The organism is Actinoplanes sp. NPDC051633, assembly GCF_040681735.1.
In the GTDB taxonomy this organism is placed as follows: domain Bacteria; phylum Actinomycetota; class Actinomycetes; order Mycobacteriales; family Micromonosporaceae; genus Actinoplanes.
On the sequence record NZ_JBFAZH010000712.1, the window covers coordinates 1 to 4,091 of the forward strand.

Sequence of the window (4,091 nt, forward strand, 5' to 3'; positions counted from 1 at the left end):
CGGCTTCGTCACGACGAACTCCGGCTTCTATCGGGTCGACACCGCGCTGACCGTGCCGCGAGTCGACGTGGCCGGCTGGTCGTTGCGGGTGCACGGGATGGTCGGGCGTGAGTTGCGACTGTCCTTCGAGGACCTGTTGAACCGGCCGCTGATCGAGCGCGACATCACCCTCAACTGCGTCTCCAACGAGGTCGGCGGGCCCTACATCGGCACGGCGCGCTGGCTCGGTGTTCCGCTGGCGCCGCTGCTGCGCGAGGCCGGGATCGCCGCCGGCGCCGATCAGCTGGTGGCACGCTCGATCGAGGGCATGACGATCGGCACGCCGGTGGCGACCGCTCTCGACGGGCGGGACACGATGCTCTGCGTCGGCATGAACGGAGAGCCGCTGCCGCTGGAGCACGGCTTCCCGGTGCGGATGCTGACGCCGGGGCTCTACGGCTACGCGGGCGCCTGCAAGTGGCTGACCGAGCTGGAGCTGACCACGTTCGCCGACTTCGACGCGTACTGGGTGCGCCGCGGCTGGGCCGCCGACGGCCCGGTGAAGACGGCGTCCCGGATCGACCGGCCGCTGCCCTTCGCGCGGGTGAAGGCGGGGCCGGTCACCGTGGCCGGCGTCGCGTGGGCGCAGGGCCGGGGCATCGAGACCGTCGAGGTACGCGTGGACGACGGCCCGTGGCGGCGCGCCGAGCTGCTGCCCGTCCCGTCGGCCGACACGTGGGTCCAGTGGCGTCTGCAGTGGAATGCCGCACCCGGCCCGCATTCGCTCTCGGTGCGGGCGACCGATCGGACCGGCGCGACGCAGACCGAGCAGCGGGCGACTCCGTTCCCGGACGGCGCCACGGGATGGCACACGATCACGGTCACCATCGGCTGACCGCGAACCGGACGGCTGCCGTGGTGCGCGCGCGGTCCTCGGTCGCCAGCAGGTCGAGGAGCGCGCCGCGCAGCAGGGCCAGGGCGGCGGTTCGCTGGGCAGCTCCCGCCGCGGTGTCGCGGGTGGACTCCGGCTGTGCCGCGGCCAGCAGGTTAAGCCAGTCACCGACCGTCGCCGCGGCGAACGACGACCACGGACCGTCCGGTTCGACGAGCGACCGTGCGTAGGCCTCCGTCCACAATGTCAGCAGCGCCCGATGTTCCGGGTCGCTGAGCCACGCCCAGATGCGCAGCGTCGCCTCCGCGAGATCGCCGGCCGGAGTCTCCCGCAACAGGGCGACCTCGTCGGCGCGTGCCCTGGCCAGCAGCTCGCGGATCAGGCCGTCCTTCGAGCCGAACAGGTACAGCAGCACCCGCGGGCTCGAGCCGATGGCGGCAGCGAGGGGCCGCAGCGACATGTCCCCGAGGCCGTGGGTCAGCGCGTACCGGTAGGCGGCTTCGAGCAGATCGGTCCGCCGGGGGCTTGCCATGCCCGCACTCTACTGAAACAGTCGTTTCAGTAAACGATGGGGGTGGTCATGAGCGCGGTGGTGCGGGCGCTGGGGCGGCCGGGCGACCTGGGCTGGGTCGTGATGGCGCACGGAGAGGTGTATGCGGCCGAGTACGGCTGGGACGTGAGCTTCGAGGAGCTGGTGGCGCGGATCGTCGCGGACTATGCGGAGAAGCGGGACCCGGAGCGCGAGGCGGCGTGGATCGCGGAGGTCGACGGGCAACGGGCGGGCTGCGTCTTCTGCGTGGCGGCCGGCGAGCGTACGGCGCAGTTGCGGATCCTGCTCGTCGACCCGGCGTTCCGGGGCCATGGCCTGGGCGCGCGGCTGGTCGGGGCATGCCTCGAGTTCGCCGCCCGCGCCGGGTACGACCGCATCACGCTGTGGACCAACGACGTGCTCACCTCGGCCCGGCGCATCTATCGGGCGGCCGGATTCACGCTCGACGACGAAGCGCCGCATCACAGCTTCGGTGCCGACCTCGTCGGGCAGAACTGGTCACGTAAACTTCCCTGAAAGACTGCTTCGAGGGTACGTTAGGGAAGTTATGGATAGCGAGTGGCTCTCGCCGGAGCAGGTGGCCGAGCGTCTGGGCCTGCATGTCCGCACGGTGCGCGGCTACATCCGCGACCAGCGGCTGCATGCGGTGCGGATCGGTAAGCAGTATCGAATCGCTCGCGCCGACCTTGACGCGTTCATCGGCCGCCCGGCGCCGGCGCGGCCCCGTGCGGAGGTCTCGGCGGTGATCGAGATCGCGGACGTCGATCGGGTGCTGGCCGACCGGCTGAGCACGCTGGTGGTGGCCGGCGCGCAGCAGCGGCTGGCGCGGGCGCAGGTGATCTACGACGGCGAGCGCTCGCGGCTCAAGGTGATCGTCATCGGGGACGTGCCGGCGGCCACGGACGTGCTGCACGCGCTCGAGGGGTTGCTGGGTGACGAGGGGAGTGGCGATGACTGACACGGTGCAGCAGCGGCGCGGGGTGCCGGTGCTGGTCTGCGCGGCGGAGGGCCCGCCGATCGTCACGACGCAGGACGCGCTGGACGTGATCGGAGCCACCTACGGCGTGGCCGACGTCGTGGCGATCCCCGCGCGGCGGCTGGGCGATGCCTTCTTCCAGCTGCGCACGGGCGTGGCCGGCGAGATCATGCAGAAGTTCGTGAACTACTCGATCCGGCTCGCCGTCGTCGGCGACATCGCCGAGCGTGTCGAGGCCAGCACAGCGTTGCGTGACCTGGTTCGTGAATCGAACCGCGGCCGTCACATCTGGTTCGTCACCGACCTCGACGAGCTCGACACACACCTGTAGGGCTGTCAGGGCACGGTCTTCTCGATCGCCGCCGGCCCGTCGCGCTCGAGCTCGCGGCGGGCTCGCTCGATGTTCTCCGGGGTCGGGTCCCAGCCGCGGGCGACGGCCAGATCCTCCGGGTCCCAGGGCTGGTCGGCGCCGGTGCGGACAGTGGGCTCCTCGCCGGGCGCGAGGAACGCCGGGGTGTCCTGGTCGGGCCCGCCACCGGTGATGAACGCGTCGACGGCCACATCGTCCTCGACCGCGTCGGCGACCTCCGGCCTTTCCTCGAGCGGTTGCTGCGGCTCAGACATGATTCTCCTTCATCGTGGAATACGGATTTCCATACCCCGCCGACCGGGGGCTTATCCGGTTCGCCGTCGTTCGGAGAGACCCACCGATCGGGTGAATTACGGCTTCACTCGATCGGATGAAATTTCCGAGCTGCATGAGCGTCTCGGGCCGTGTTCGTGCAGTTAGCGGATGATCCGGTGCTTGAAACGGACGATCGGTGAGTCCGTGGTCGAAGTGCGCGCGATCCGGACAGCAGTTGCGTCCAGCGGATGGACGCTGCGTAGTGAGACGAATACATTTCTCGCTTGTCACGTGTGCGGAAGCCTTGGTGGAAGCCACGCGTGGGGCGAGGAGAAACGAGATTGATGACCGAGCGTAAGGCTGGCGGGCGTGAGTAGCCTGCCGGATGCCGAACGAGACGCCTGCGACGTGGTCCAGGCGTTGGGGGGCCTTGCGGCCCTGCTGGCTCGGCTGTCTCCGGACGATCCGGCGTTCGAGGACGGGGTGCGGGTGCTGCGCAGCCTGGCCGACGACGGCAGTGCGGCGGCCCAGCGCCTGGTCGCCTATCTGCAGTCCCTGCGCGGCGCCGGCGACGGTGAGGCCGTCGCCGTGCCACAGCGGCTCGGCCCGTGGCGTGACTGGGTCCCGCCGCGCGGGCACTTGCTCCGCACCGCCAGCCCGACCCACCGCATGGGCGAGATGCCGCGCCGACTCGATCCCGGCGAGTAGTCACGCCGCGCGGGCGTTCGGCCGTTACCCACCCCCCTCGACGGCCGAACGCCCGCCTCGCTCCCGGGCCGGCGCCCGCGTGGGGTGGGTGAGCGGCCGCGGCCTCGGCGGCAGGGCGGGCACCCGCTGCGTTCGTACCCGTCACATGGTTTTGCGGAGGGTCTGCGACGGGGTCTCCTGATAGCGGGCCCGGTAGGACAGGGCGAAGCGGCCCAGGTGGGCGAAACCCCAGCGGTGCGCGATTGCGGAGACGGTGTCGGTGTTCGGGTCGGCGGCGACCAGGTCGTCGTGGGCGCGCTGGAGGCGGACCTGCTGGAGGTAGGCCATCGGGGTGTCGCCCAGGTGGCGGCGGAAACCGGCC

At 71.0% G+C, this 4,091-nt stretch carries 8 protein-coding genes; 5 read left to right on the forward strand and 3 right to left on the reverse strand.

Annotated elements, in window-relative coordinates; translation table 11 throughout:
* Window positions 1–874 (forward strand): molybdopterin-dependent oxidoreductase (locus tag AB0M20_RS30355; RefSeq protein ID WP_364303748.1); only part of this gene is annotated, 874 nt, incomplete at its 5' end.
* Here the strand turns inward: AB0M20_RS30355 and AB0M20_RS30360 are convergent.
* Complete coding sequence (locus tag AB0M20_RS30360) at window positions 861–1,403, reverse strand: TetR family transcriptional regulator (RefSeq protein ID WP_364303749.1); 543 nt, start codon at window positions 1,401–1,403, stop codon at window positions 861–863. The genes AB0M20_RS30355 and AB0M20_RS30360 overlap by 14 nt on opposite strands.
* 48 nt (window positions 1,404–1,451) lie before the next feature.
* Here AB0M20_RS30360 and AB0M20_RS30365 point away from each other — a divergent pair, with 48 nt between their 5' ends.
* Genes AB0M20_RS30365 through AB0M20_RS30375 form a run of 3 tightly spaced genes read left to right on the forward strand, consistent with a single transcriptional unit; the run spans window position 1,452 to window position 2,728 of the window.
* On the forward strand, window positions 1,452–1,937 hold the full coding sequence (locus tag AB0M20_RS30365) for a GNAT family N-acetyltransferase (RefSeq protein WP_364303750.1): 486 nt from the start codon (window positions 1,452–1,454) through the stop codon (window positions 1,935–1,937).
* Between the two features lie 31 nt (window positions 1,938–1,968).
* On the forward strand, window positions 1,969–2,379 hold the full coding sequence (locus tag AB0M20_RS30370) for a helix-turn-helix domain-containing protein (RefSeq protein WP_364303751.1): 411 nt from the start codon (window positions 1,969–1,971) through the stop codon (window positions 2,377–2,379).
* Complete coding sequence (locus tag AB0M20_RS30375; protein ID WP_364303752.1) at window positions 2,372–2,728, forward strand: DUF4180 domain-containing protein; 357 nt, start codon at window positions 2,372–2,374, stop codon at window positions 2,726–2,728. Before AB0M20_RS30370 ends, AB0M20_RS30375 begins: the two co-directional genes overlap by 8 nt.
* Before the next feature lie 5 nt (window positions 2,729–2,733).
* Here AB0M20_RS30375 and AB0M20_RS30380 read toward each other — a convergent pair whose 3' ends face one another.
* Complete coding sequence (locus AB0M20_RS30380) at window positions 2,734–3,021, reverse strand: hypothetical protein (RefSeq protein ID WP_364303753.1); 288 nt, start codon at window positions 3,019–3,021, stop codon at window positions 2,734–2,736.
* A gap of 370 nt (window positions 3,022–3,391) precedes the next feature.
* Here AB0M20_RS30380 and AB0M20_RS30385 point away from each other — a divergent pair, with 370 nt between their 5' ends.
* The gene (locus tag AB0M20_RS30385; RefSeq protein WP_364303755.1) at window positions 3,392–3,730 is read left to right on the forward strand and encodes a hypothetical protein; all 339 of its coding nucleotides are present in this window, start codon (window positions 3,392–3,394) and stop codon (window positions 3,728–3,730) included.
* Window positions 3,731–3,871: 141 nt separating this feature from the next.
* On the opposite strand, the gene AB0M20_RS30390 is transcribed toward AB0M20_RS30385, so the two are convergent.
* Window positions 3,872–4,091: helix-turn-helix domain-containing protein (locus AB0M20_RS30390; RefSeq protein WP_364303756.1), on the reverse strand; the 220-nt coding region annotated here is incomplete at its 5' end.